The organism is Pyrococcus horikoshii OT3, from assembly GCF_000011105.1.
GTDB classification, from domain to species: domain Archaea; phylum Methanobacteriota_B; class Thermococci; order Thermococcales; family Thermococcaceae; genus Pyrococcus; species Pyrococcus horikoshii.
Window position 1 is genome coordinate 467,012 of sequence record NC_000961.1, and the last position, 22,729, is coordinate 489,740.

The 22,729-nt window shown below is 45.8% G+C and carries 30 protein-coding genes and 2 tRNA genes; 21 read left to right on the forward strand and 11 right to left on the reverse strand.

The window, feature by feature from the left end; all coding sequences use genetic code 11:
• Positions 1-3 precede the first annotated feature (3 nt).
• From PH_RS02400 to PH_RS02410, 3 genes are read right to left on the reverse strand one after another with little or no spacing between them, the layout of a single operon-like run.
• On the reverse strand, positions 4-762 hold the full coding sequence (locus PH_RS02400; protein ID WP_010884619.1) for a sulfite exporter TauE/SafE family protein: 759 nt from the start codon (positions 760-762) through the stop codon (positions 4-6).
• 10 nt (positions 763-772) lie between these two features.
• Entirely contained in the window at positions 773-1,768 is a 996-nt protein-coding gene (locus tag PH_RS02405) for a M20/M25/M40 family metallo-hydrolase (RefSeq protein ID WP_048053146.1), read from the reverse strand.
• A gap of 5 nt (positions 1,769-1,773) precedes the next feature.
• Complete coding sequence (locus tag PH_RS02410; protein ID WP_010884621.1) at positions 1,774-2,775, reverse strand: NAD(P)-dependent oxidoreductase; 1,002 nt, start codon at positions 2,773-2,775, stop codon at positions 1,774-1,776.
• A gap of 154 nt (positions 2,776-2,929) precedes the next feature.
• On the opposite strand from PH_RS02410, the gene PH_RS02415 reads away from it, so the two are divergent.
• From PH_RS02415 to PH_RS02435, 5 genes are all read left to right on the forward strand, one after another.
• Entirely contained in the window at positions 2,930-3,610 is a 681-nt protein-coding gene (locus PH_RS02415; protein ID WP_010884622.1) for a DUF257 family protein, read from the forward strand.
• 113 nt (positions 3,611-3,723) lie between these two features.
• Positions 3,724-4,410, forward strand: coding sequence for a DUF257 family protein (locus tag PH_RS02420; protein WP_048053147.1), 687 nt, complete (start codon positions 3,724-3,726; stop codon positions 4,408-4,410).
• An 83-nt stretch (positions 4,411-4,493) separates the two neighbouring features.
• Complete coding sequence (locus PH_RS02425; RefSeq protein ID WP_048053148.1) at positions 4,494-5,003, forward strand: MogA/MoaB family molybdenum cofactor biosynthesis protein; 510 nt, start codon at positions 4,494-4,496, stop codon at positions 5,001-5,003.
• Between the two features lie 43 nt (positions 5,004-5,046).
• Complete coding sequence (locus PH_RS02430; protein WP_010884625.1) at positions 5,047-6,024, forward strand: metal ABC transporter solute-binding protein, Zn/Mn family; 978 nt, start codon at positions 5,047-5,049, stop codon at positions 6,022-6,024.
• Between the two features lie 41 nt (positions 6,025-6,065).
• Positions 6,066-7,259 (forward strand): redox-regulated ATPase YchF, encoded by a 1,194-nt coding sequence (locus tag PH_RS02435; RefSeq protein WP_010884626.1) that lies wholly within the window; start codon positions 6,066-6,068, stop codon positions 7,257-7,259.
• Here PH_RS02435 and pfdA read toward each other — a convergent pair whose 3' ends face one another.
• The 5 genes from pfdA to PH_RS02460 are packed head-to-tail and all read right to left on the reverse strand — an operon-like array spanning position 7,260 to position 9,126.
• Positions 7,260-7,706, reverse strand: a complete 447-nt coding sequence (pfdA, locus tag PH_RS02440; protein ID WP_048053149.1) for a prefoldin subunit alpha — start codon at positions 7,704-7,706, stop codon at positions 7,260-7,262.
• 21 nt (positions 7,707-7,727) lie between these two features.
• A complete protein-coding gene (gene rpl18a / locus PH_RS02445) occupies positions 7,728-7,961 on the reverse strand; it encodes a 50S ribosomal protein L18Ae (RefSeq protein WP_010884628.1) in 234 nt (77 codons plus the stop codon).
• 12 nt (positions 7,962-7,973) lie between these two features.
• Positions 7,974-8,657, reverse strand: coding sequence for a translation initiation factor IF-6 (locus PH_RS02450; RefSeq protein WP_010884629.1), 684 nt, complete (start codon positions 8,655-8,657; stop codon positions 7,974-7,976).
• Between the two features lie 20 nt (positions 8,658-8,677).
• On the reverse strand, positions 8,678-8,959 hold the full coding sequence (locus PH_RS02455) for a 50S ribosomal protein L31e (RefSeq protein ID WP_048053150.1): 282 nt from the start codon (positions 8,957-8,959) through the stop codon (positions 8,678-8,680).
• A gap of 11 nt (positions 8,960-8,970) precedes the next feature.
• Positions 8,971-9,126, reverse strand: coding sequence for a 50S ribosomal protein L39e (locus PH_RS02460; RefSeq protein ID WP_010884631.1), 156 nt, complete (start codon positions 9,124-9,126; stop codon positions 8,971-8,973).
• Positions 9,127-9,277: 151 nt separating this feature from the next.
• Here PH_RS02460 and PH_RS02465 point away from each other — a divergent pair, with 151 nt between their 5' ends.
• Genes PH_RS02465 through PH_RS02500 form a run of 8 tightly spaced genes read left to right on the forward strand, consistent with a single transcriptional unit; the run spans position 9,278 to position 14,055 of the window.
• Complete coding sequence (locus tag PH_RS02465) at positions 9,278-10,006, forward strand: DUF5603 domain-containing protein (protein WP_010884632.1); 729 nt, start codon at positions 9,278-9,280, stop codon at positions 10,004-10,006.
• 46 nt (positions 10,007-10,052) lie between these two features.
• Complete coding sequence (locus PH_RS02470; protein ID WP_010884633.1) at positions 10,053-10,964, forward strand: hypothetical protein; 912 nt, start codon at positions 10,053-10,055, stop codon at positions 10,962-10,964.
• A 36-nt stretch (positions 10,965-11,000) separates the two neighbouring features.
• Positions 11,001-11,354, forward strand: coding sequence for a prefoldin subunit beta (locus PH_RS02475; RefSeq protein WP_010884634.1), 354 nt, complete (start codon positions 11,001-11,003; stop codon positions 11,352-11,354).
• Between the two features lie 25 nt (positions 11,355-11,379).
• On the forward strand, positions 11,380-11,730 hold the full coding sequence (locus PH_RS02480; protein ID WP_048053151.1) for a DUF3194 domain-containing protein: 351 nt from the start codon (positions 11,380-11,382) through the stop codon (positions 11,728-11,730).
• On the forward strand, positions 11,684-12,673 hold the full coding sequence (locus PH_RS02485; protein ID WP_010884636.1) for a DHH family phosphoesterase: 990 nt from the start codon (positions 11,684-11,686) through the stop codon (positions 12,671-12,673). Before PH_RS02480 ends, PH_RS02485 begins: the two co-directional genes overlap by 47 nt.
• Positions 12,666-13,004, forward strand: coding sequence for a hypothetical protein (locus tag PH_RS02490; RefSeq protein ID WP_048053152.1), 339 nt, complete (start codon positions 12,666-12,668; stop codon positions 13,002-13,004). The genes PH_RS02485 and PH_RS02490 overlap by 8 nt, the downstream gene beginning before the upstream one ends.
• Positions 12,988-13,713, forward strand: coding sequence for a tRNA-binding protein (locus PH_RS02495; RefSeq protein ID WP_010884638.1), 726 nt, complete (start codon positions 12,988-12,990; stop codon positions 13,711-13,713). The genes PH_RS02490 and PH_RS02495 overlap by 17 nt, the downstream gene beginning before the upstream one ends.
• A 3-nt stretch (positions 13,714-13,716) precedes the next feature.
• Complete coding sequence (locus tag PH_RS02500) at positions 13,717-14,055, forward strand: cupin domain-containing protein (RefSeq protein ID WP_010884639.1); 339 nt, start codon at positions 13,717-13,719, stop codon at positions 14,053-14,055.
• Here PH_RS02500 and PH_RS02505 read toward each other — a convergent pair.
• Positions 14,052-14,924, reverse strand: a complete 873-nt coding sequence (locus tag PH_RS02505; RefSeq protein ID WP_010884640.1) for a hypothetical protein — start codon at positions 14,922-14,924, stop codon at positions 14,052-14,054. The two genes, PH_RS02500 and PH_RS02505, sit on opposite strands and share 4 nt — an antisense overlap.
• Positions 14,925-15,011: 87 nt before the next feature.
• Between PH_RS02505 and PH_RS02510 the strand changes: the two genes are divergently transcribed.
• The 4 genes from PH_RS02510 (at position 15,012) to PH_RS02525 (ending at position 17,712) form a co-directional block, all read left to right on the forward strand.
• The gene (locus PH_RS02510) at positions 15,012-16,091 is read left to right on the forward strand and encodes an AAA family ATPase (protein ID WP_048053153.1); all 1,080 of its coding nucleotides are present in this window, start codon (positions 15,012-15,014) and stop codon (positions 16,089-16,091) included.
• Between the two features lie 95 nt (positions 16,092-16,186).
• Positions 16,187-16,264, forward strand: a tRNA-Gly gene (locus PH_RS02515).
• Between the two features lie 53 nt (positions 16,265-16,317).
• Positions 16,318-16,395 (forward strand) — tRNA-Arg (locus tag PH_RS02520).
• A gap of 51 nt (positions 16,396-16,446) precedes the next feature.
• A complete protein-coding gene (locus PH_RS02525) occupies positions 16,447-17,712 on the forward strand; it encodes an adenosylhomocysteinase (RefSeq protein ID WP_048053154.1) in 1,266 nt (421 codons plus the stop codon).
• Here PH_RS02525 and PH_RS02530 read toward each other — a convergent pair.
• Complete coding sequence (locus PH_RS02530; protein ID WP_010884643.1) at positions 17,709-18,674, reverse strand: ATP-binding protein; 966 nt, start codon at positions 18,672-18,674, stop codon at positions 17,709-17,711. The two genes, PH_RS02525 and PH_RS02530, sit on opposite strands and share 4 nt — an antisense overlap.
• Before the next feature lie 53 nt (positions 18,675-18,727).
• On the opposite strand from PH_RS02530, the gene PH_RS02535 reads away from it, so the two are divergent.
• Positions 18,728-19,483, forward strand: a complete 756-nt coding sequence (locus tag PH_RS02535) for a PH0542 domain-containing protein (protein WP_048053155.1) — start codon at positions 18,728-18,730, stop codon at positions 19,481-19,483.
• On the opposite strand, the gene PH_RS02540 is transcribed toward PH_RS02535, so the two are convergent.
• A complete protein-coding gene (locus tag PH_RS02540) occupies positions 19,468-20,424 on the reverse strand; it encodes a hypothetical protein (protein ID WP_010884645.1) in 957 nt (318 codons plus the stop codon). The two genes, PH_RS02535 and PH_RS02540, sit on opposite strands and share 16 nt — an antisense overlap.
• A 139-nt stretch (positions 20,425-20,563) precedes the next feature.
• On the opposite strand from PH_RS02540, the gene PH_RS02545 reads away from it, so the two are divergent.
• The 3 genes from PH_RS02545 (at position 20,564) to PH_RS02555 (ending at position 22,713) form a co-directional block, all read left to right on the forward strand.
• Positions 20,564-20,890: a helix-turn-helix domain-containing protein gene (locus PH_RS02545; protein WP_010868615.1), complete on the forward strand. Its 327-nt coding sequence runs from the start codon at positions 20,564-20,566 to the stop codon at positions 20,888-20,890.
• 10 nt (positions 20,891-20,900) lie between these two features.
• Entirely contained in the window at positions 20,901-21,863 is a 963-nt protein-coding gene (locus tag PH_RS02550) for a class I SAM-dependent methyltransferase (RefSeq protein ID WP_173026569.1), read from the forward strand.
• Positions 21,864-21,999: 136 nt separating this feature from the next.
• Positions 22,000-22,713: a flagellin gene (locus PH_RS02555; RefSeq protein ID WP_010884648.1), complete on the forward strand. Its 714-nt coding sequence runs from the start codon at positions 22,000-22,002 to the stop codon at positions 22,711-22,713.
• Positions 22,714-22,729: the final 16 nt, after the last annotated feature.

The following is a 22,729-nucleotide window of genomic DNA, read 5'->3' on the forward strand; positions in this document are numbered from 1 at the left end:
ACCTCATGGAACGTTGTATCCGAGTCCCTTTAGTATCATTCTTATCGCGAGTATTAGCATGACTATTGCGAAGCCGTTCTTTAAGGATCTAGCTTTCGTCTTTTTAGCTATTCTCGCCCCTATTTGGGCCCCAACTATTAACCCTGGAACTAGGAGGGGTAACCAGTAGAGTTCAACGTTTCCCAGGAGGTAGTGCTTTATCGCACTGCTTGTTGAGGTAAAGATTATTGCAAAGCTCGAAGTTGCAACGGCGTTATGTATCGGCACACCGAGCCAAGTTAGGAATGGGACGTTTATAATCCCTCCTCCAACGCCAAGTAATCCGCTAAGTACTCCAGAGAAAAAGCCCCCTATGGGAACCCACTTCCTCCTTTCCCTTACCTTCTCCTTAACTTCCTCTGCAGGTTTTTTCTTAATCATTCTATAGGCCACGAATATCAGGGTAATTCCAAAGATTACCTTTAACTTGCTGGGTGAGATTATTGATGTAAGCCAGGCTCCTATGTAAGCCCCGATAACCGCCGTGCTTGCGAGTGCAATACCGATGTCATAGTATATCTTCTTCTGCTTATAATAGGCGTAGGATGAGCTTAAAGCTGTGAAGATTATGCTCGCACTTGAGGTTCCTATGGCGTGATGTATCTCAACTCCCAGGATATTTAAGGTAGGTACGAGCAGAAATCCTCCACCGAGGCCGAACATCGCGGCTAGCGTTCCCGTGATTAGCCCAGTTATTAGGGATTTTAAGAGTAGATCTAGCATGATATCCCTCCTAGAGCTCAAATGCTAAAGCTTCAATAAGCTTCACTAACTTCTCCAGGTCATTTAAGTGTAGCGTCTCAACTTCGCTATGTAAATACTTTATCGGAACGCTCAATGCTAGGGTTTTACTCCTATCTTGAAAGGCAGAGGCATCCGTCCCTCCACCCGTAACTCCGATTTGTATCTCTATCCCATTCTTTTCTGCTATGCTCCAGACCTTCCTAGCTAGATCCCTGGAATATATAGCAGAATTATCAACGGCCCTTATCACGGGCCCCTTCCCTAGCTTGACGTCTCCGGTAAGGGGACTACAGCAGGCGAAGGAGTCTATTGCAAAGGCGTATTGGGGGTAATAATGATTCGCCAGGAATTTAGCTCCCTTAAGCCCTACCTCCTCTTGGACTGTAAATGCAAAGATTACCTTCCCTTCAAGTTCGTGATCCACTAGATCCTTTATGGCCTCTATTAATGCTACAACGCCAAAGCGATCGTCTAGACCCCTCGTACTCACGTACTTTCCATTAAGTACTGAGAAGTGCTTTTTAAAGACCGCGAAGTCTAGGGGCTTCACAAGCTCAAGGGCCTCTTCCTTGCTCTCAGCACCTATGTCTATAACTAAATCGTACCATGGGATCACGCTTTTATCCCTTTCCAGACTTAAATGGGGAGGAGTTGCCCCTATAACGCCATCCAATATTCCCTTCTCGGTAACTACGTTTACGTGCCTTCCGTAGAGTAGTCTATCATCTATGCCCCCTACCTTCCTGAACCTTAACTTACCCTCATCGGTTATCCCAGTTATGAGTAACCCTATCTCATCCATATGGGCCATGAAGAGTATCCTTTCCTCTCCCTCGCCTAGCTCTACTATTAAGTTCCCGATCGCGTCGACCTTGTAATCTGCGAAATCTTTAATCTCCCTAATTATCTCTTCCCTAATTCTTTCCTCGTAACCCGAAATTCCTGGAATTTGAGTGAACTTCTTAAGCTTCTCTATCATTGACATCACCCCTAGAGCATCTTAACATTCTCTATGGGCCTTACCTCGAGAACCTCCTTGTTGACGAGATCCTCTGGTACCTCTCCCCTCAACACCTTAAGAAGGTTTTCAACGGCCCTAAATCCAACGTCCTCCTGGGCTTCCAAGGCGAGTCCAGCGTAGTGAGGGGTTAAAACAGTTTCCCACTCATACTTGAAGAGCTCATGCTCCCTAACTGGTTCCTTTTCAAAGACATCCGTGGCGTAACCCTTTAGCTTTCCCTGCTTTATTGCTTCAGTAACCGCTTTCTCATCAACCAACGCTCCCCTTCCGATATTAACAAGATATTTTCCTTCGAGCTTTTTCACCCTTTCCTCGTTTATTATATGGTAGGTATCTCTTGTGAGGGGGAGCGCGAGTATTACAATATCGCTCTTCTCCAGCAATTCATCTATATCCATGTACCTGGCCTTGAGCTCCTTTTCCACGTTGACCTTCCTATGCCTAGACCAATAGTATAGCTTCACCCCGAAGGGGATTAACCTTCTGGCTATAGCTTTCCCTATAGCTCCCATTCCGAGAATTCCAACCTTCTTTCCGTACAGGCTTTCAATTCTCTTAAAGCCAGTCCATATCTTTGCGTGACTCTCCCATTCTCCCCTTCTTATGAACTTATCGGCGTAATGAATTTTCCTCATTAGGTTTATAATGAGCCCCACGGTAAATTCGGCCACGGCCTCACTTAAGAGCCCGGAGACCTTTGTCACGTAGATTCCCCTCTTTGTTGCTTCCTCTAGATCAATATTATCGTAACCCGCTGAGTGACAGCTTATCACCTTCAACCTTTCAGCATTTTCAAGAACTTCCCTTGTTATCTTCGTGGTTGGAGATACTATTATTCCGTCGAATCTACCTATAACGCCTTTAAGCTCTTCTCCCGAAGGATAAAGGATTATCTCAACGTCAGCATATTTCTTTAGCTCTTCAAGGGCCTCCCTCTTCATCTTCAGCAGGACCCCAACTTTGGGTCTCATTTCATCACCATTTAGATCGTCATCGAAAGACCGTATAATAATCTTTTTCTGGGCTTAGGTATATATCTAAGGATTCTAAATATCCCTTAATTCTTTGGTATGGAAGAGAAAATTATAATAACTTCTAGCCCTTCCATACTAAGAGGGGAGGGGCGTGAGAGAGAGTCCAGTAGCCAACCTCTGGGAAAAGACAAAATTTGGAGAAAGCATTTTAATAGAGTTTAATAGTGTAAGTTTTCCATCCTTTGGAGTTTATAGTCTTATAAATTGGGCAAAAGAAAAAGGGTACAATATAGTCGTTGTGGATGTTCTTGATACTCTGAAGATTTATATGGGTCATGAAAAGATTGCCGGCCTCGATACTGGCATAATTGATGATGTTACCGTAATTAAGATTGGTGGAAGGATTGAGATTGGGAAAATTTTAGCTAGAATTCTGATTACTGAGGAGAAATTACTGGAAAATGAGCTGACGAGGCTGTGTAAGGAAATTAAAAAGGAAAAGACGATAATCATAATTTTAGGAATTGAAAAAGTCCTGTCATTGTACTCTACATATACCCTCGATGTTTTGAGTCTCATAAACTTCATACTAAGCTTTATTGGTGAAGAATGGAAGAAATCATTCTATTTCATAAACGTAGACATGATGAGTCATCTTCCATTTCCAGTTCTCCAATTGCTTGAAGAATTCGCTACGACAGTAATTAAAATCGTGAAGAAAGGTTCGGTTTTACACTATACTGTTCTTAAGGCCCTAAACGTTGAGCTAGATGGATTTGAGGGAAGGGTTAATTTAAAAGCGTTAAAAAATCATGAAGATTTTGTTAGCTAATCCTTTAATTTATTTTTCCTTAGGTGCTAGTTTTGTAGCCTAATAAAACCTCAATGAAAATCGTTAAAAATTTTCGTGACATTAATACACTTATCCCTGGGTGGGGTGATAAGATGTCAGAGGTTTCAATATTTGATATTTGGAAAGGTACGAAGTTTGGGGAAAGTGTCCTAATGGAATTTGATAGTCTCAGCTTTTCGCCTCTTGGGGTCTATAGTCTGGCCTACTGGGCAAGAATGAAGGGATTTAAGGTCAGCGTTGTTGATGTTCTTGACACGTTGAAGATCTATCTAAGCTATGCAAAAATGATCGGACTTGGTACAAGTATAGCAAATGATATAGAGGTGATAAAGCTCGGTGGGAGAATAGATAGTGGTAATGTTTCAACTAGAATTCCAATTACCGAGGAAAAAGTAATGGAAAAAGAACTAATGAAGTTATATCCTCATGAGGATAATGAAAAAACAATAGTAATTGTTCTAGGGATTGAAAAATTCCTAGCATTATGGTGTAAACTTCTACCAGATATTTTAAGCTTTTTGAACTTTATGTTAAGCTTTGTTGGTGAAGAATGGATGAAATCATTCTACTTTATAAACGTGGATTTAATGAAGGATTTCTCGTTTCCTGCTCTCTCAATGCTCGAGGAGCTTTCCACGACGGTAGTCGAAATATCTAAAAGAGGTCCAGTTCTTCACTATATAGTACGTAAGGCCTTAAACCCAGAAATAGACTCTCTTGAAGGTGAAATTCACATAAAAGAGTTAATATCTGAGATTGAAAACCCAATAGAATCTTAAAATAAGGTCTAGTTTTTTATTTTTGTATAGTAAGTCTAGAAAGTGTTATAACACCTCTCTTAAAATTTCTAGTGGTGAGTAAAATGGGCGTTGAAGAGCATAGGAGGGAAGCCCCGAAAACTTTCAAATTTGGAGTTATAACGGTAAGTGACAAGGGTTCCAAGGGAGAAAGGGAGGATAAAAGCGGCCCTCTCATAATAGAAGAGCTTTCGAAGCTGGGAGAGCACGTTTACTATAAAATAGTGCCTGACGATAAAATTGAAATACTCATAGCTCTTTTTGAAGCGATAAAGAGTGGAGCAGACGTAGTTGTAACGACGGGAGGGACTGGAATAACGAGGAGGGATGTTACGATAGAATCCATAAAACCACTCTTTGACAAAGAGTTGAGCTTTGGTGAGATGTTTAGGGTGAAAAGTTATGAGGAGGTTGGATATGCCGCTGTCTTAACGAGGGCTACTGCAGGCGTTATAAGGGGGCAAGAAAGATCCGTAATTGTATTCTCCCTTCCCGGAAGCGTTAATGCGGTGAAAACTGGATTGGAGATAATAAAGAGTGAGGTGTATCACATCCTAAAGCATGCCAGGGAATAAACCTATAAAATTGCTTGGGTTCCCTAAGTTGTGGGGGGAGTAAATGAAAAAGATATTAACCTTTGTCGTTATAATCCTTCTTTTCGCTCAACCAGTGATCTCCCAGGAAAAACACAAGCCCGTTGTTGTAACTAGCCTTCCTTCAATCGCTTCAATAATAAGGGAAGCGTTAGGGGATAGCGTTGAGATTATCTATTTAGTTCCTCCCGGAGTTGAGCCCCATCAGTACCAACTCTCACCAGATCAGATCGCCTTGTTGAGGAAGGCCGACGTTATAGTCACGACGGGACACTTACCGGCCGAGATGAAGGTTCTCGAATTAAAGAAGAGCGGTGAAATCCCTGGGGTAGTTCTGAGTATCGAGGATTATGAAAGGTACGGATTTCGCTATCTTCCCGAGAGGTGGTACACCGGAAAGAATAATCCGCATGGGATTTGGCTTGATCCCAGGAACGCCTTAGCGATAGCCGAAGCAACTGGGGATGCCTTAGTTGAACTCCACCCTGAGCTTAAGGATGTGATAAGGAACAACCTAAGAAGGTTTGAGGATAAGATTAACGTAGTAATTGAATCTTACTCTGGGATCTTAGCTGGAAAGAAAGCTATTATCGAGTTACCTTCACAGCAATACACCTTAGAATGGCTGGGGATTGAAGTAGTGGATTCGATAAAGCCGGAAGCAGAGGTTCCAGCAAAGAGCGTTGACTCGATAACCCCTAGTGCAGATGTAGTAGTTTACGATGAAGCAACTCCTCAAACCCTCAAGGATGCATCGAGGAAGCTTTCTGAAAGATTGGGAATTCCCTTGGCTAACGTAACCATCTTGTGGGTGAAGGAAAACTACTCCACGGTTCTCATCGAGAATACAAAGTCGATAATAAAAGCGATGAGCGAGAAAGGAGGAGTTGTAGTTAAGACCGAGAGTAGCGACGTTGCCAAGTATTCCATAATCTCACTCATAGTTGGCATCGTTGTCGGGGTTTCCATAGGTATAGTGATAAAGAGGTGTCCTGTTCTATAACCTTATAAGCATTTTCTCCCCTATCTTCCTGGGGAAAGAAAATGGAGATAGGTGTCGTTGGAAAGCCCAACGTTGGGAAGTCAACTTTCTTTTCTGCGGCAACCTTGGTCGACGTTGAGATAGCGAATTACCCATTCACCACAATAGAGGCCAATGTGGGGGTTACCTACGCTATAACCGATCATCCCTGCAAGGAACTTGGTTGCTCTCCAAATCCTCAGAACTATGAATACAGGAACGGATTAGCCCTAATTCCTGTTAAGATGGTAGATGTTGCGGGCTTGGTTCCTGGGGCCCACGAGGGAAGGGGGTTAGGTAATAAGTTCCTTGATGACTTGAGAATGGCATCAGCGTTAATCCACGTGGTTGATGCAACGGGTAAAACTGATCCTGAGGGTCAACCAACGGATTATCACGATCCTGTTGAGGATATAGAGTTCCTGGAGAGGGAGATAGACTACTGGATATATGGGATACTTAGCAAGGGTTGGGATAAGTTCGCGAAGAGGATAAAACTCCAGAAAATTAAACTTGAGAGTGCGATAGCCGAGCATTTAAGCGGAATAGGGGTTAATGAAAACGACGTTTGGGAGGCTATGCATAAGCTGAACCTTCCGGAGGATCCTACCAAGTGGAGTCAAGATGACCTGTTAGCTTTCGCATCCGAGATAAGGAGGGTGAACAAGCCGATGGTAATAGCTGCTAACAAAGCGGATGCCGCTAGCGATGAACAGATAAAAAGGCTTGTACGGGAGGAGGAAAAGAGGGGATACATAGTTATCCCAACTTCGGCTGCTGCTGAGTTAACCCTGAGGAAGGCCGCGAAAGCAGGGTTCATAGAGTACATCCCAGGGGCTTCAGAGTTTAAGGTGCTCAGGGATATGAGCGAGAAGCAGAAGAGAGCTTTAATGGTGATAAAGGAGAAGGTTTTAGATAGGTTCGGCTCCACGGGAGTTCAGGAAGTTATAAACAGGGTTGTGTTCGATCTGCTGAAGCTGATCCCGGTTTATCCAGTTCACGACGAGAATAAGTTAACGGATCAGTTCGGTAACGTTCTACCGCACGTGTTCCTAATGAAGAAGGGTTCGACACCTAGGGATCTAGCCTTTAAAGTCCACACGGATCTCGGTAAGGGCTTCCTATATGCTATAAATGCGAGAACCAAGAGGAGGGTTGGGGAGGATTATGAGCTCCAGTTCAATGATATAGTGAAGATCGTATCCGTGACTAGGTAGCTACTTCTTAACCTTAAAGCTCGTCATACTTTGCTTTTGCTGTACCTCCTGGGCCTTCCTTGCTACCTCCCCGATCCTCTTTTCTAGTTCCGCTAATGCTCCCTGTGTCTTCTTAATGGCTTCGTCATACTCTTTAAGTCTCTTCTCCAGGAAGCTTATGGCTTCATCTATACTCCTCTCCACTGCGTAACCTGAGCCCACGCTCACTATTGCGTTGTTCTTATCCACTATTACCCCCTTTAAAAATGAACCAGCCCCTATTGGGACTAGTATTTCGGGCTTCTCCTCCTCTATCTTTTTTAAGTTCTCCAGCGTCTCCCTAACAGTTTGAACTTCCGCCTTGGCCAAGTTCAAAAGCTCAAGGTTCTGGGCTAAGATTTGGGCTTGAGCTTGTAAAACCTGGTACTCGTACGCGAGCTTTTCTAACTCCTTATTGTTCTGAGCCATCCTTATCACCAAAAAATAATTTTAGAGTTCGAGGCTGAGCCTCCTAACTACTATATCTTCCGCTTCCTCAGGCTTAATTTCCCTGATCTCCTTTATGAATATTTTCCTCCTCTTTACCTTGTGCCTGCTCCCTATGTCGGAATAAACTAACTCCTTGACGTGCTCCTCCTTGAGGGCCCTGTACTCCTTGGTGAACTTGAACTTCCTTCCATCCTTCTCAAAGTAGCCTGAGACGCGGAAGACCTTAACCTCCATTGGCCCACCCCCTTAGACGAATCCTAAGGCCTCTTCAATCTTAACTATCTCGGGACCCGTAGTTAAGTGACCAACAACAACCCCATTCGAATTAGCCAACATGCAAGTCCCAACGTAGGGAACTCCCATGTTAGCTGTTCCAACGTAGACGTCAACTTTAAATAAATCAGAAAGCCACTCCAATTCCTCATCGCTGGTTTCTGGGTGGACGAGGCCTCCCTTATTTGTAACTACTCCAGCACTCCCAACTGCATGAAGGCCAGCTATTACCCCTCTCTCCACTTCAACTCCTAGTATCTCCCCTATCTCCTGGGCCTCCTTCCTGGAAAACTTAGCACTAACTAGGGCCGCTTTATCGTTGGTCAGTATTAAGTTTCCCAGGGCCGTATACTTGCTCCTGAATGGGACGACTTCCATATCGATTCCGTATTCGCTTAACGCTTTCTTTATCCTCTCGATTTCTGCATCCCAGACATACCATGGGAGTATTATAGCATTAGAGTTCCCGGTTGCGAGTGTTCCTATTATCCTTGACTTCATTACGCTGACCTCTATTACGGGAACCTTAAGGGTTTCCCTAATTACCTCCAACTTCTTCTCCTGTAATCCTTCCCTAATAAGGACTACCCTATCGGTTGCTACACCAAATACACCCAAATACGGTGAGTTCTCAAAGTCGAGCCTCTCAATGTGCATTCCTTCCCCTCCGCGGGGAATCAGGCAAGGTCAACGTAGGCTATCCTGACCTTACCCCCCTCCCTTTCTTCCTCCTCAACCCTGACCTTAACCCTAAGCTTGCTTGGGGGTTTTTCTATTCCCCTCTCCCAGATCTTCTCGTTAACCTTCGTGCTTATTATCACTTCCTGGGCCTTTGCGTGTCTGGCTATGAACTCCCTAACGAACTTCACTGCTCTTGGGGCCCTCTTCCATCTCGGCACTATCTTCTTTACCTTCCTAATTGGAACCGTGAATATAACCTCTTCTCCGGGCTTGATCATCCTCACTCACCTCACTCCTTAAGCTTTGTCCTTCTCCAGTGTCTCCTCTTCGGATGCGTTAAAACCCTCCTATTCGTCCTAACGATAACCCAAACCGGTACTCTCCTGTTCTGCTTCATGGCCTTGGCAAGCCTGAGCTTTTTTGCTAGGGGCTTGTTCCTCGCCATTTCTCTTCCCTCCCAGGATTAGCTAATTAGAATGCCTGTTCACCTTAATAGTGAGTAACTTAAAAGGGTTTCGTCCTCATCACTCTGCTAACTTTTCCAGGCTAAAGTTTAATATTAGCTCTCCAAATGAATTTTGATGGGGGTGTCATGAGTGGGTGTTGAGAAGGTTCCAAAGTACAACATCCCGGTTAAGAAAGTTGAATACGTCTTTGTAGATCTCGACAAGATGAAGCCCCACGAGCAGCTCGTCCAAAGGGAGCTCGAGGATTTCATAGAGAGCGTCACTAGCTCTGGTATATTCTGGAAGGCTATGCTTCTGGCGAAAATCCCGGGAACAGATGAGTACTTGATAGTTGACGGTCACCACAGGTGGGCCGGACTCCAGAAGCTCGGCGCAAAGAGGGCTCCCTCAGTTATCCTTGACTACTTCGATGAGGGAGTTAAGGTTTACACGTGGTACCCAGCTTTCAAGGGTAGCGTTGAGAAGGTTATAGAGAGGCTGAAAGCTGAAGGGCTGGAGGTAATAGAGGATCCAAACGCTGAGGAGAAAGCAGAGAGGGGAGAGGTGGCCTTTGCCTTAGTTGGTGAGAAGAGCTACATAATCCCAGGAGGGCTGGAGGAGCAGAAGAAGGTTAGTAAGGTTCTCGACGAGATGGATCAAGCCAAGGAGATAGAGCTAGTCTACTACGGACTTAAAGAGGATGCAAAAGCGGACATGGAGAAGGGGGAGATAGATTACGTTTTCGTAAGAAAGGCCCCGACAAAGGAGGAAGTCATGGAGCTCGTGAAGAGAGGAGAAGTGTTCTCGCCTAAGACGACCAGGCACGTGCTACCCTTCATTCCAGATAAAATCGACGTAAAGCTGGAGGATCTCTTCTAGCCGAAAATTGTATATTCTCCTTTCTTTATTATTATATGGTGATATCGTGAAGTACTCTAAGCTTGCAGTTAAGCTGTTAAAGGCCGAGAACGACGAGATAATTTACTACGATCCGGTATACCACGGGAGGACTTTGAAGGTAATCGGGATAGATGACGATCCAGTAGATGTTATGGAGTATCTGCTATCCCAATATAAGGAGAAGGGGTACAACCTTATAGTCTTCGACACCTCCGGGAAGTTCCCGACTTCCCTCTTCGACAACATCGTCAGGATAGAGGAAAATGCTCCTGCTGGTTTAGATCCTTTGAGGTTAGCCAAGGTGGGCCTTATAAAGGATCCTTACTCTGCTGTCACAATAGTACAGACAATATACGAGCTTGATAAAGCTTCCACAGAAAAGCTATATGCGGACTTCATTAAGGGGAAGATAAGCTCGGTTAGTGAGGCCGTTAAGGTAAAGGAAAGTTATGCTGAGGTTATAAACGAGAGCTACACGGAGCTAGATGAGATGCTATTCTCGGGGGAACCCATGAAGATCCCGGAGAGTTGCTTAATAGACATGAGCGCCTTGAACAGTGTAACCCTAACCGGGAACGCTTTCCTGATAATGTCGGCAATGCTCGAAGATAGGAGGAGTATAGCTTACGGTTTGTACGATGTTGCTGTTCTAACCTTCACGGATTCTGGAAACGCTGGACTTCCGTTGATCACGAGACCCGCTAGAAGGAGGGTTACCATCCTGGGAACGAGGTATCCGCTGGATCAAGTTCTAAGTATTCCTGGGCCGACGCTCATGCTCTACAATGATCCTGACGTGCAATCAGCGATTTACGAAAGCCAAGGGGTTCCCCAGGGCTTTAGGAGGTTCGTGGAGAAGGGTGAAGGGGCCTACATAAGGAGGAGCCCCGAGACGATAGAGGTTGACTTCGGAGAACTACTAGGGGAAGGTTCTTAAATTCCCTTTTCAACCCTATCAGGGAGGTGGGGTAAAATGCAGAACATTCCTCCCCAAGTTCAGGCGATGCTTGGCCAACTCGATACGTATCAGCAACAGCTTCAACTTGTAATCCAGCAGAAGCAGAAGGTTCAAGCTGACCTAAATGAAGCTAAGAAAGCCCTTGAGGAGATAGAAACGCTTCCGGATGATGCTCAAATTTACAAGACCGTTGGAACGCTCATAGTCAAGACCACAAAGGAGAAGGCCGTCCAGGAGCTTAAGGAAAAGATCGAAACCCTAGAGGTAAGGTTAAATGCCTTGAACAGGCAGGAACAGAAGATAAACGAGAAGGTTAAGGAGCTCACTCAGAAGATTCAAGCCGCTCTGAGGCCGCCTACCGCTGGCTGACCTCTTCTTTTTTGAGGTGCCCTGCATGAGGAAGGTCATCCACATAGGGTTGCCCAAGCTTAGCGAGGAGGAGTTGATAGAGATCGGGGATATAGCTCAAAGGGTTATAATAGATTACATCTTCGAGCATTTAGCTAAGAGCGAGGTTAGAGACATGGAGGTTACCGCTCGAATAAACCAGGGTGAAACCCTGGATCTTGAGCTCGAGGTTTACGTTGAGGTTCCCATATTCGTTAGGGTTGACGTTGAATCCTTAATAGATGAAGCAATAGACAAGGCCTACGAGGTCGTGGAGAGACACCTGAGAAAGCTCGCGAAGGGGAAAGGTAATGAAGGGAGAGAGGAAGCTGAAGAAGCTTCTGGAAAGTCTAAATAGGGATGAAGGTATCATCCTTCTTTGCCATCACAATGCCGATCCTGACTCCCTGGGCTCCGCTATAGCCTTCTCGAACTTCCTTCTGAGTAAGGGCTTTAGTAGGATTAGGATAGGTGTGGCCCAAAGCATAGCGAGCTACTCCAGAAGGTTGGTTGCACTTTCTAGAGTTCCGATAGAGAAGGATCCCGTTATTAAGGAAAATGTGATCTTTATATTTGACACATCATCCATAGAGCAGCTCGAACCTATAGAGGTACCTCCAGCTAAAATAGTGGTGATAGACCATCACGTGGAGAAGGAAAACCCAATCCCTGCCGACGTGGCTATCATCGATCCCACTAGGACTTCAACGGCCGAGATAGTTTGGGAGCTCTTCAAGAAGTTTAACTACAGCGATGAGAATTCAGCTAAGGCCTTGCTCGCTGGAATAATCTCGGATACTTCAAACTTCCGCTATGCTAATGCGAAAACGTTCAAAGCGGTTTATGAAATCCTTGAGCTCTATGACTTCAGCATCCCAGAGGTTTCCCAGCTTGTAGCTCCCGTGTCTGATGAAAATGTAGATCAATCCAGGAGGATCGCGATACTCAAAGCCTGCCAGAGGATGGAGATCCATAAAGTTAAGAAGTTCGTGATAGTTACCTCGAAGGTCTCAGCTTATGAAGCATTGGCCTGCAAGGTGTTCCTCCAGCTCGGGGCGGATGTCGCTATAGTTGGGAGCGAGAAGGATGGTGTGAGGATCTCTGCAAGGGCCAAGGATTACCTAGTTAAGCAGGGATTGCACCTGGGAAAGATCATGGAGAAGGTGGGTCCAATAATAAAGGGTTCAGGAGGGGGTCACGCAGGGGCCGCTGGGGCCAATGGAAAGGAAAACCTTGATGAGGCGATAAAGTTCTTAGTTAAGGAGGTTCAAAAATTTTTGAAGGGTGTTGGGAATGGCTAAGTGCCCAGTCTGCGGCTCAACTCTCGACTGGAGGGAGCTAATAGAGCAGATGTTAAGCATGGAAAATGCCCGCGAGGTTTTCTCGGACAAGGAAAGGTTCCTTAAGGAGCTAGAGGAGTTTACCTTTAAGTGTCCGGTCTGCGGGGAGGAGTTCCTGGGGAAATATCTTCCCAGGGAAGAGGGTGAGAAGGTCTTTGAGCTGCTCAACGACTTTAAAGGCTCGATAGACTGGGAGAGGAGGAAGGTTAGGATAAGGCTAAATCAGCTTTTAGTCCTTGATAAGATGCTTGAGGAGTGGGATAGGAGGGTTAAAAATGTGGGACACAAGTAAAGATTATCGCCTCCTGGTAGCTGAGAAATCCGTTGAACTCTTCATAAGGACTATCGAGGGAGCGAAGTTCAGGGGACAATGGGATAAGAAGAGATCTATACAACTCGCCAAGGAGATGATTCCTGATATTCAAGCTTTGAGGTACAGCTACATCGACCCCGAGGAATTAGTCGATACTCCGCAAATGAAGGATCTAAAGGAGAAGGCCAAGGGAATAATCGAGGCTTTGGGCGGAGAAGACTGGCACCACAAGTTCCTAAGTCAAGCTAGTAGGGAGGATAGGGAGAAGGTTGAGGAGCAGGTTGCGAGGATAAAGTTCTTCCTCAACACGATCCTCAACCTTGACAGGAGGCTGAAGCTCGGGAAGATAAACGATCCGGTCATCGCTGTTGACATCGTTGTGGGTGAAGTGATGAGCGTTGGGAAGCATCCCAGTGCTGATAGGCTATTGGTCACCAACGTCAACATTGGCGAGAGGGCCGTAACGGTAGTTACGAACGATCTAACGGTAAAGGAAGGTAACAGGGTTGCGGTAGCGTTACTTCCACCGAGGAACTTCTTCGGGATAGTAAGTGAGGGTATGTTCCTGGGTGCTGGAGAAGGTGTCCTAAAGAACGTTAAGGGAGAGATCGGAGGGCTTCCAAAGGGAATCCCTCTAGAGGCCCTAAACGAAACCAGGAATGCTGTTGAAGCTTTCCTGAAGGGGTGAAAGATGAAGGGTGAGATAAACAAATCGATCGACAGGGGAAGCTATGTGAAGTATCCACTATTTGAGGGGGAGCTCCCTGAAGGTAGCTATGCCCAGATAGTTGAGGTAAAGCCAAAGAGCAAAGTTGGTAAGCACTATCACAAGTTTCAATACGAGCTCTTCTATGTTATTGTAGGAGAAGCTAAGCTCGGAATTGGAAGTGAAGAGTACCTGGCCAGGCCTGGGGATATATTCTTAGTTAAGCCTGGCCAAGTCCACTGGGTGGAAAATGATTCCGAGGATAGCTTTAAGTTGCTCGTCATTAAGCTGAACTTTAAGGGGGATGACACGGTTTGGCTCTAAGGTAGCTCGAGGATAACTTCCCCCTCGCCGACCAGGATGACCTTTATCTCCTTAACCTTTCTAGGTATCGAAACCCTCACCACCTGCTTACCGTTTACCTTCTCCAGGGGTCCCTCGTAGATTGACTCATTATCCACGATGACATCCCTTATGCAAACTCCTGGGCAGGGCTTCTCGTACACTATGATCCCGTCTACGAACTCTCCGCTTAGCTTTCCGTAAAATCTGACGTTGTTCTTCTCTACCTTAAAGTCGTACTTGGGGATGATAGCGTAGAGGAGGATAAGCGTTATCAAGAGGGATCCAACTAAGGTTGCGAACTCCCTTCCCTTGAGAGTTATCTCTTTTCCAGGATGGGGAGTTACAGCTTCCGGCATGTTTTTATATCCAATCAACTCGTACACCAAGGCTACTATCCCAATAATTCCTCCAATTATCACGGGGTACAGGAATAGTGCGTAAAGGAGTATCTCTCTGGCTTTTAAAAAGTTCTCTTCGCCGCTAACTTCGTGGAAGTATTCAAGCATAAGCCTCTTCAGAACGAGGGCCATCGCAACGAAGGGATAGCTTAGGATGAAGTAGGTAAAGATTAGCTTTGAAAAGCTCGTGATCCCAAGGGCTATCCTCTCGCTTCCTAGAAGGGCTAGAACGAAGATCACCTGGAATAGGGAGAGCATGAATATCGCGAAACCGAGCTTAAATGGTCTTTCATCGACAAGTTCCTTCCACCTGTAGAGTCCGTACATGTAAATGAGCCATCCTATCAAGGAGAGCAGGTTTCCAATTCCTGGTAGCATGGAGAGGATCACTAGCAAAGTCCCAATGAACAGTAATGTTTTTACATCTCCGATGTATACTTTTTCAGTCATAACCTTGGTAATTCAAATTTACTTTATAAGAGTTTTGGAAATGGTTTTAACTTGTGGGGGTGCAAGTAACTTGCAGGGGTGCAAGTTATGCTCTTTTCACCCTATCCAAAGGTTAAGAGGGAAGAGTTATTTGACAGGGAGAAGGAGCTAAAAGAGATTGAAGAAGCCGTGAAAAGAGGTGAGAGGCTACTCCTCCTCCTAGGCCCTAGGAGAATCGGGAAAAGCTCGATCCTAAACGTGGCCCTAAGCGAGCTTCCCTATCCCTCAGTCAAGGTTGACGTTAGGAAGGTTTACTCAGAATACTCGTCGGTAAACCGCTATATCATTGGCAAGATGCTTCTTTCAGCATTAAGAGGGAGAAAGAGACTTTTTGAAGAGGCTAGGATGTTCCTGGAAAAGGTTAAGGGGGTAAGAATATCAGGGGTTAACATTGAGATAAATCCAAAGGGTTTCTCACTCGCGGAACTCCTCGAGGTTCTAAATGAATACGGATCCGAAAAGGGTAGGATCATAATAGCCTTTGACGAAGCTCAGTACCTCCGCTTTGGAGGTGCGACAAGGTACGATGGAATAATAGCTTACGCAATTGATAACCTTGAGAACTTGACCTTCATTTTAACTGGATCCGAGGTGGGTTTACTCTACGACTTTCTCAAGTTTGAGGATCCTAAAGCTCCCCTCTTTGGAAGGTACCATCATGATATTTTCATTCAAAGGTTCTCAAGTGATATGAGCCTAGAATTTTTAATGGCCGGATTTAGGGAAGCAGGGGTTGAAGTTGAGAGGAGGGAACTCGAGAAGGCCGTGGAAGAGCTCGATGGAATTCCTGGGTGGCTAGCCCTCTACGGCTATATAAGGGTTACGAAGAAGTTGAATCATGAAGATTGTATGTTGGAGGTCATTAAGGAAGCCAGTAGCATCGTGAACAAAGAGCTTTCTAGGCTTTTCTCCTACAGCCCCAGGTATCGTTTCATATTAAAGGCCATCGCCCTGGGTTACTCCAGGTGGAGGGATATCAAGGATTACTTGACTCTGAAGGTTGGTCCAATAAATGACGCTAACTTTTCAAAATTGCTGGATAATCTGGTTAAGCACGGATACGTTGAGAGGAGGGATGGGAGGTACGTCATTACCGATCCAGTACTGAGGAAGGTTTTATCCCTGTAATTCAACTAGAGAATTCGAACGTGTCCTGACTCATTAATTCATACCAAGAACGAAACCCTTATAAACCCTCTTTAGATGAGTAAGTAACGGCTCGTGCGGTGGTAGTCTAGCCTGGCCTAGGACGCCACCCTGCCAAGGTGGAGACCCGGGTTCAAATCCCGGCCACCGCACCACAACTTTTTTCTCCGAAGTTTTTATAAAATCATTCCGCAATATCTTCTCGGGTGCCCCGGTGGCCTAGCCTGGATAGGGCGCGAGGCTGCGGACCTCGAGGTCCGGGGTTCAAATCCCCGCCGGGGCGCCAACTCCCCTAGCCTTATAAGGGGGATCACCTTCTATTGACATGGTGAACTCCATGGATTGTGGAAGGGATTACTGCGTGAAAGATCTATCCCTCGCTGACGAAGGGTGGAAGAAAATTGATTGGGTTTCTCGCTTCATGCCCGTTCTTCAGCACATAAGGAGGGAATTTGAGGAGAAAAAGCCCTTCAAGGGTGTAAGGATAGCGGCCACCCTCCACCTGGAGATGAAAACCGCTTTCCTTCTGCTTACTTTAAAGGCCGGAGGCGCTGAAGTCTCTGCAGCGGCAAGCAATCCTTTAAGCACCCAGGATGATGTTGTAGCCGCTCTGGCAAAAGCTGGAGTTAAGGTTTACGCAATAAGGGGCGAGAGCAAGGAACAATACTACGAGTTCATGCACAAGGCCCTCGACATAAGGCCGAACATAATAATTGATGATGGAGCGGATATGATAAGCCTAGTTCACAAGGAGAGGCAAGAATTACTAGATGAGATCTGGGGAGGTAGTGAGGAAACTACAACTGGGGTTATAAGGCTTAGGGCCATGGAAAGGGATGGTGTCCTTAGGTTCTCGGTTATAGCCGTGAACGACTCCTACATGAAGTACCTCTTCGACAACCGCTATGGAACGGGTCAATCAACCTGGGATGGGGTCATGAGGGCTACAAACCTCTTAATCGCTGGGAAGAACGTGGTAGTTGTAGGCTATGGCTGGTGCGGAAGAGGGATAGCCATGCGCGCCCGTGGGCTGGGTGCAACGGTAATAGTCGTTGAGGTTGATCCCATAAAAGCTCTTGAAGCCAGGATGGATGGCTTCCTGGTCATGAACATGAAGGAAGCTGCTAAGATAGGGGATATATTCATAACCGCAACCGGGGATATAAAGTGCATCCGCAGGGAGCACTTCGAGCTCATGAAGGATGGTGCGATAATGGCCAACGCTGGGCACTTCGACGTTGAGATATGGAAGCCCGATCTCGAGGAGCTCGCCGTCGAGATCAGCAATCCAAGGCCGAACGTAACCGAGTATAAGCTTAAAGATGGTAGGAGGCTGTACCTATTAGCTGACGGAAGGTTGGTGAACCTGGTTGCTGCTGACGGTCATCCTGCTGAGATAATGGATATGAGCTTTGCCCTTCAAGCTAAAGCAGCTGAGTACATAAAGGATAACCATGGAAAGCTGGAACCTAGAGTTTACATTCTACCGAGAGAGATAGATGAGATGGTGGCCAGGATAAAGCTAGCATCAATGGGAATTGAAATTGAAGAACTCACGGAGGAGCAGAAGAAGTACCTAGAAAGCTGGGAGCACGGAACTTAGCCTTTTATTACTTTTCTTATTGCTAATAACTCGAGCTTCCCCTGGGGCCTTAAAGTTCCCCTTAGTGGATCGTAGAACAGGATGTTCGCATTCACAAGGTTTATCGCTTCCTCGCTTAGCTCTTCAACCTCGACCTCTTCCTCATCCATGAACTCGAGGAGCAGGTTGCTCTTGAACCTTCTGATCTCTCTAGCCCTAAGCGTAAGCTCCCTCTCGCACCACTCCCTTAAATGTTTTCTATGCTTTGGGGCTTCCACTAGGTAGGAAGGCTTTCCCCCAAAGTACTCCACAACTAGCCTACTTTCCTCCTCGCTGAGGTTTAACCTTAGGAGAAATTCAATGGCCTTTTCCTCTGGAAGGTCGTAGACGGGGAAGTAGCTGGCCCTTCCCGAGAGCTTGGCATTTCCAAATATCTCGGATATGAAGAGGGAGTCTGAGGTCACCGCGAATACGTGGGCTAGGTGCGCTTCCTTGCTTAGGTGGATCAGGAAGTTGAAGAGCTGATAGATTAAAGATCCGTTAACCTTGAGATCCTTTATCACCTGAAGTTCATCGAAGACTAGAATCGGCATCTTGCCGGAACTCCTTATCTCTTCTAGTACTTCTCTTAGGTAAGAGAAAGCGTTTATCGGTTCCTTATCCCTTAGTATATCGTTGAGGACTTCCCTAGGGATTGGAATCCAAGGATTTACCTTACCGAGTATAGATATTACGTCTTTAATCATCTTGATCCTTGAGTCGAACGAAAACAGAACCCTTGAGAACTCTTCATAGTTTGCAACTGGAGTTTTCCTGAAGTTAATGTAAAAGCCGACGTACTTCTCTGAAGTCCTCTTGAGGAACTCCTGGATTAAGGTTGTCTTTCCAGAGTTTATTGGGCCATAAACGAAGGTCACCATGTTTGGCTCGTAGCTTATATCCTCTAGGAGTCTCTCGATCTCTTCCTCCCTATCGAAGAACATTCAACCACCAAACATTTATTTTTGTTAAGTCAATTTTAAGGTTAGGGGTGAGCATGGAAGAGGAGGAGTTCGACATAAGGGAGGCCCTGGCAAATGGGGAGCACCTGGAGAAGATACTGATAATGGCCAAGTACGATGAAAGTGTACTTAAGAAGCTCATAGAGCTGCTCGATGATGACCTGTGGACTGTGGTTAAGAACGCGATCTCGATAATAATGGTGATAGCGAAGACAAGGGAGGATCTCTATGAGCCAATGCTCAAGAAGCTCTTTTCCCTCCTTAAGAAGAGCGAAGCTATTCCGCTAACCCAGGAGATAGCTAAAGCCTTCGGTCAGATGGCCAAAGAAAAGCCAGAGTTAGTGAAGTCGATGATTCCAGTCTTGTTCGCAAACTACAGGATAGGAGACGAGAAGACGAAGATAAACGTTAGCTACGCCCTGGAGGAGATAGCTAAGGCTAATCCAATGCTAATGGCCAGCATAGTCAGGGATTTCATGAGCATGCTATCCTCGAAGAACAGGGAGGATAAGCTCACAGCTTTAAACTTCATAGAGGCCATGGGCGAGAACAGCTTCAAGTACGTTAACCCGTTCCTCCCCAGGATAATAAACCTGCTCCACGATGGTGACGAGATAGTTAGGGCTAGCGCTGTAGAAGCTCTCGTCCACCTTGCAACGCTGAACGATAAGCTCAGGAAGGTCGTCATAAAGAGGCTCGAGGAGCTCAACGATACGAGTAGCTTGGTCAATAAAACCGTCAAGGAGGGGATCTCTAGGCTTCTCCTCCTCGAGGGTCACTCCTCCTCTTGAGGGGGTTCTATCAATCCCTCATCGACTAGGGTTTTAACGGCTTGGGTTATCCTCTCCAAATCCTTCTTTAGCTTCTCGTTCTCCTTCCTGAGCTCTTCGTTCTCCTTCATCAAGTTCTTTATGCTCTTCGCTAGCTCCTCAACCCTAGATTTTGGAATGAAGTTATTCTCTATTATCCTGAGGGCCTCCTTTAAGTCGTAGCTCCCGGTTATCTTCGCTAACCTAACCCTTACCTCCTTCATATCCTCCGCGAGCTTCCCGTACTCGCTAACCTTCTTTTCTATCTCCTCAACCTCTTTAACGCTCTCCTGCATCTTCGCTAGCTTATCCCTGAGCTCCCTTATTATCCTCTCCCTGTTCTCAAGCTTCCTCTTCAGTTCAACGTTCTCCCTAACGAGGGAATCATACTTATCCAGGAACTCCTTCAGGTTGATGTTATTCGCTTTACCCACCTTTTCCTCTACGAGCTCTTCAACCTTCTTCTCTAGGCTTTTTATTAGCCTCTTCTCCAGGCTCTCCGCTACTTCAATCGGAAAAGAGAGCATCCTCTCCTCCAGCTCGCTCACCCTAGGTAAAACCTTCTCGACGTTAGCTACAACAACGGTCCTCCTGTCGAGTTCCTCGACGACCTCCTTGATCCCGTTGATCTCCTTCTCGATCCTCTTAAAGTTGTTTTCAGTTTCCGTTTTAAATGAATCAAGCTTGTTCGAGACGTTATAAATCCTTTCGCTCAGTTCCTCAAGGTCTATGTTTACCTCCCTCTTCAGCGCGACGAGTGCTGCTAGGGCTAGTATGGAGTAATCCTCCAGCCTCTCAGCATCGGCTAGCGCGTTCTTAACGTTATCCCATTCCCTTAATTCCTTTAACCCCTCCACCACATCTGGGTAGTGCTCCTGGAGGAAGGCCCAGTTCACTCCCTCTTCCTTCTTTCCCCTGAACATATTTACTCCCTCTAAACTTTCTTCACTTCATGTATTTAAGGTTTCTTTGAGTTGAATAATGCCCAACATATCAACGAAATCTTTATTAGTTTTGCATGCAATATTAAGAATAGGTAAAAAATACCCAGGGTGGGGACTAATGCCGCCAGTGATAGATCCTCACGTCTTACGATCACTCCACCGCAGCGAGCTGAGGAGAAGGATCCTCCAGTACCTTTACGAGATTTACCCATCAGCTACTTACCTAAGCGAGATAGCTAGGGTTGTAGGTTCCGATCCATCGAACGTTAGGGGAGCTCTCGTGGGTTTGGGGAACCGTTACAATGGTGAGAGCTCCCTCGTTTACCTCGGTTTGGTTGAGGAGATAAGGAATAACGGGTTCAAATACTACAGGCTAACCGAGTACGGGAAAAAGGTTGTTGAGATGCTGAGGGATTATCAGGCATACTACAGAAAGTTCATGTGAGGTGTTTGAGATGGGAATCCAGGAGCTTGTTAAAACCATAGACACGAACATAAACCACATGATAAGCCTCAGCGTCCTTAACTTAGCCCAGCTCGGAATAAAGTACGGCATATTTAAAGCTGTGGCTTCCAGGCCAAGCTACGAGGAGCTCTTGTCCCAGATACCTGTTCCGAACAAGCCATTGCTAAAGAAGCTGATCGAGCACCTGAAAGCCTTAGGAATAATAGAGGAGACCCCGAGCAATCTGATACTTAACGGGTTCTCCTACGTCTTGAAGTTCCCAAAGGAGGATTACATGTTACTCCTCTCGGATTGGATTCCAATATGGGAGGAAATTTACAAGATGGTTGACTTCGCTTTGATCTCGTACAGTCACCCCTACGTTCTCATGGACTTCGACAAGGATGCTGACTTCTGGGATATAAGGTTATCTTCCTCCTTTAATAAGACCTACAGGGATGCAATAATAAACCTAGGCGAGATAAGGGAGGATAGCTACATCCTGGATCTCGGTTGCGGTTCCGTTTCCCCGGCTTACTTCGGGAAGTTCATAAGCGAGGATGGGAAATACGTTGGAGTTGACTACTCTCCAGGATTGCTCGAGATAGCGAGGGAGAGGGTTGAGAGGAATGGGTTACCCGCTGAGCTCAAGGAGATGGATGTTTCGCTTATAAGGACTAGGAGTAAGTACGACGTTGCAATAATGAGCTTCCTGCTGGAGTACGTTAGGGATAGAGAGGAAGTCCTTGGGAAGGTCCTGGAAGCTTTGGACTCTGGAGGAAAGTTAATAATAGTCGAGGCTTTTAGAGATGAGTTCGAGAACATCCAAGCCATGGAGTTCTTTGAAAGCTTGAACAGGTCCTTCGTCGGTTACCCTGCTAAAGCTGAGATAAAGAAGGCTATACTACGGGAAGGCTTCGACGTCAGCTTCGAGGATTACGGTAAGTCCATCCTCGTGGTTAGGAAGCTCTGACCTTTACTTCTTTTTGTTGTGTGCACCTACATATGTAGGTACATAGGTACTTCAATTCTTACGAGCACTTCCACACGCAAAAAATGGCTTTATATCCAGCTATTTTTAGAAAATATTGAAAAACTTCCAAGGGGAGGTGACAGTAGTGCCAAGGAAGGGTGCTGTGGGTATTGGTACCCTTATAGTGTTTATTGCTATGGTGTTAGTGGCTGCAGTAGCTGCTGCAGTGCTCATCAACACTAGTGGATACTTGCAACAGAAGGCATCGGGGACTGGTAGAGAGACAACTCAAGAAGTAGCAAGCGGAATCAAGGTTGACAGAGTAGTCGGTTATGCTCCGGACATAACTGGGGACATAACAAGACTTGCTGTTTACATCTCACCGAATGCCGGAAGCTCAGGGATTGACCTAAACAAGGTTAGGGTAATTCTAAGCAATGGACAAAAGGAGGTTTCCCTTAAGTACAACTACGTCTATAATGCTACATCCAGCACCCAGACATACGTTGCACTTCCACAGGGCAACATATTCAATGATATTGTTCTTGGAGTAAATGGAACCAGTGAAAATGCAGCTTCCACCCAGGTAAACTTCAACTGGTCTCTCCTGACAGGATCAACGTTCGGTTTAATAGTGCTCCAAGATGCTGACGGAAGCGTGAAAGCAAGTACTCCAACTCTCAACCAGGGAGACCTTGTTATCATAGCTATCGATGTAGACGCAGCCCTTGGAGGAATACCACCAAGGACTTCAATTACTGGTGAGGTTATTCCTGAGCAGGGTGCTCCTGGCGTTATAGAATTCACAACACCAAGCACATACACGGCACATGTTATGGAGCTTCAGTAATTTCCTTTCAAATTTT